This is a genomic window from Actinoplanes sp. NPDC051633, from assembly GCF_040681735.1.
GTDB lineage: Bacteria > Actinomycetota > Actinomycetes > Mycobacteriales > Micromonosporaceae > Actinoplanes.
Genome location: NZ_JBFAZH010000982.1, coordinates 1 through 2,956, shown reverse-complemented (window position 1 = coordinate 2,956; position 2,956 = coordinate 1). Strand labels below are relative to the sequence as shown.

The 2,956-nt window shown below is 70.3% G+C and carries 3 protein-coding genes and 1 pseudogene; 1 reads left to right on the top strand and 3 read right to left on the bottom strand.

Annotation, left to right across the window (positions count from 1 at the left end; all coding sequences use genetic code 11):
* Nucleotides 1-307, top strand: a 307-nt coding sequence (locus AB0M20_RS35560) for a cupin domain-containing protein (RefSeq protein ID WP_364304921.1), incomplete at its 5' end; no start/stop codon positions are given.
* A 154-nt stretch (nt 308-461) separates the two neighbouring features.
* Here AB0M20_RS35560 and AB0M20_RS35555 read toward each other — a convergent pair.
* From AB0M20_RS35555 to AB0M20_RS35545, 3 genes and pseudogenes are all read right to left on the bottom strand, one after another.
* Nucleotides 462-1,493 (bottom strand): DUF3068 domain-containing protein, encoded by a 1,032-nt coding sequence (locus AB0M20_RS35555; RefSeq protein ID WP_364304920.1) that lies wholly within the window; start codon nt 1,491-1,493, stop codon nt 462-464.
* 70 nt (nt 1,494-1,563) lie between these two features.
* Nucleotides 1,564-2,382: a class I SAM-dependent methyltransferase gene (locus AB0M20_RS35550; RefSeq protein WP_364304919.1), complete on the bottom strand. Its 819-nt coding sequence runs from the start codon at nt 2,380-2,382 to the stop codon at nt 1,564-1,566.
* Nucleotides 2,379-2,956: pseudogene (locus AB0M20_RS35545) on the bottom strand (DUF3367 domain-containing protein); the annotation flags it as partial. The gene AB0M20_RS35550 and the pseudogene AB0M20_RS35545, both read right to left, overlap by 4 nt.

The following is a 2,956-nucleotide window of genomic DNA, read 5'->3' as shown; positions in this document are numbered from 1 at the left end:
GTTGACGCTCGACTCCGGAGTGACGTGGGAGCTGCTCGGACAGATCCCGCACAAGCACGTCGACTTCCTGCTGATCACGTACCAGCCGGGGGGAAGCTCGTCCAGCTCCGGCCTGCTGATGCGCCACTCCGGCACCGAGTTCGGATACGTCATCAGCGGCGCGCTGACGCTGACGCTCGGCTTCGAGACCCACACGCTGACCGCCGGCGATGCGGTCTCGTTCGACTCGTCCACGCCGCACGGCTACCGCAACGAGACCGACGAGCCGGCCGTCGGTGTGTGGTTCGTGCTCGAGCGCTCCGCCTGATCGCGGACCCGCCGCGACAGCCCTTTCAGCGCTTCCGTAAGCCGCCCATCGGCACGAGTGATCAGCGCTACTGCACAACGTCAAACGTCAGCTTACGTTTTACTCCAGGCCCACACGCGATCAACGGAGGACGGCCGTCCTCCGTTGATCGCTCCTAATCGGAGGACCGTGACTCGACCAGCGTCTCGTCGCGGTCGGACTTCGCGTGCCGCGCCGGCGCACCGCCGGCCCCGGCGTTGCCCGAGCGGCGCAGCATCAGTACGGCCACGATCAGCAGGATCAGGCCGAGCACGGCGAGCCCGATCGGCGCCCACAGCGTCACCAGATTCAGCCGCTGGCGGTTGGACTTGGCGGTGTCCGCGGACTTGGTGATGGTGTCGTCGGTGTAGGTGAACGTAGCGTCGAGAATGGTCACCGACTGGCCGTTGTCGGCCTTCAGCACCTTGTTCTGCTTCTCCTGCACCTTGATGTACTGGCCCGTGGTCGGCTCCACCCACACCGTGCGGATGTTGTTGTAGACGACCTCGCCGGACTGCGCGCCGGGCGTCAGCTGGCTCAGCAGCACCTGCATCCGGTCGGTGGGCAGCTGCTGCCGGCCGTCGCGGATCTCCTGGGTGAACTGGTAGGTCTCAAGCCCCTGGATCTCCTCGGTGCGCACGAAGCTGGCCGGCTTGGTGGTGAGGATGTCGCGGTCGAAGATGTCGTAGGTCCGGCGCTCGGTGCCGAACGGGAACTTGTAGATCTGGCCCGAGTACTTGACGCTCTGCCGGTCGTTACCGGTGTCGAGCCACTGCTTGTTCCACGTCTGTGCCGCCGCGGTCCGCCGGTCGACGGCCAGCGATGTGCTGTAGGCCAGGACCAGCTCGTTGGTGTCGGTACGCACGACCTCCTGCCCGACCAGCCACACCAGCGCGTTGCCGTCGAGCGAACCCTCCAGCCCGGCGGTGGCCTTGGCGTCCGGCTGCACGGTGACCGTCGAGCGCAACGTACCGGTGTTGACCTTCGCCACGCCCTTGGTGATCTGCAGGAAGGTCGCGTTGGGCGCCTCGGCCACCGACTGCGTGCGCTCCATGTCATACGGCAGGCGCTCCACTTTGGGCGCCACGATGAACCCCAGGCCGACGGCGAAAACCAACGCCAGAACGCCGAGACCGACAAGCACGGCGCCGAGGACGCGGGACTTCATGGTGCCTCCATGAGGAGTGGAACGGAACGGGGGGTTCGGCGGCTGTTCGCATACCGGTGGCGGAAGGTTACTACCGAGTACCATTCGGTGGGTAGCTTTGGGCGAGAGTTTCCGTGACCGGAATCTCAGCCGGCCGTCCCGCCCGCCGCAACACGATGGTGAAGTTCCACGTCAGCGCCTCTCGCGCGCCCGGCACCCGGGCCACCCAGCGGGCCCACGACGGGTGGTATCTCGGCAGGACATCGACTACTGTCAGCGCCCCTTCGCGGCGTCCGGCCCGCGCCCAGCGCATCGCGCGGGCCGCGCTGACCGGGAAGAGCGTCTCGCGGAACCGGTTCTTCGGCTCGCGGCCGGTGCGCCGCAGGTAGCGCCGGCGGGCGAGGTCACCGCCGAGGAGGTGCCAGGGCGCCGTCTCGTGTCCGCCCCACGGCGACCGCCACGGCGTGAAGGACACGAAGACCGTGCCGCCCGGCCGGGTCACCCGCAGCATCTCGTCGAGCATGGCCTCCGGCTCGGCGACGTGCTCGAGGACGTTGGACGAGTAGCAGACGTCGACCGTGCCGGTCCGGATCGGCAGGGCTGTGCCGCTGCCGCGAACCATCCCGCTCACCATGTCACGCGCTGCGGCGCCGCCCGCGGCGAAATCGCCGACCGCCGGGTCGATCCCGAGGTAGGCGGCCCCGGCGCGCCGGAACTCGGTGGCGAAGTACCCCGGTCCACCGCCCACGTCGAGCACCGCGGCCCCAGCGAGGTCTACATAGGAACCGAGCTGGCGCACCGAGTCGGCGGCGAGCAGGGAGTAGAACCGGTCGGGGTCGGTCTGCTCGACGAGGAACGCCCGGAACAGCGTGACGGAACGGCGCACCGTGGCGCGGTGTGGCTCGGTCACGGGTTCCTCCTGGATGGTTGGCCCGGCAACGGTGCGAGGGTCGCGGCGACTGCGCACACCGCGGCCAGCATGGCGACCTGCACCGCCGCGCCGTACGCCCACTCCTGCCCGTGCCCGAGCAGGCGCCCGGAAAGGGCGACCGTGAGGCCCGCGCCGGCGCACGCGATCACGATTCCGGGCAGCGCCCCCGGCCGCAGCTGCCGGACGATCATCGCAGCAAGCAGCAGGGAGGCACCCGCCGCACCACCCAGCAGGACCGCCAGCATCATCAACGGCACCGCCATCCACCAGCCGCCGCCGGGAACGCCACGAGCAGGGGCCGGCGCGGGCGGCGGCTGGGCGGCCAGGGCGCGGGCGGCCAGCGGTTGGTCGGCCAGGGCGGTGACCAGCGCCGACCTGCGGCGGCGGCGAGCCGGCAGGAACGCGGCCAGCGCCACCAGGAGGGCACATCCGGCGCCGATGGCGAGCGCGGACCGGTACGGCCGGTCGGGCGTGAACCGCAGCGTGACCGCGCCGCCCGCTCCGGCCGGGACCACGAAGGCCTGCTGCCAGCCGTCGACCCGCACGGCACGGA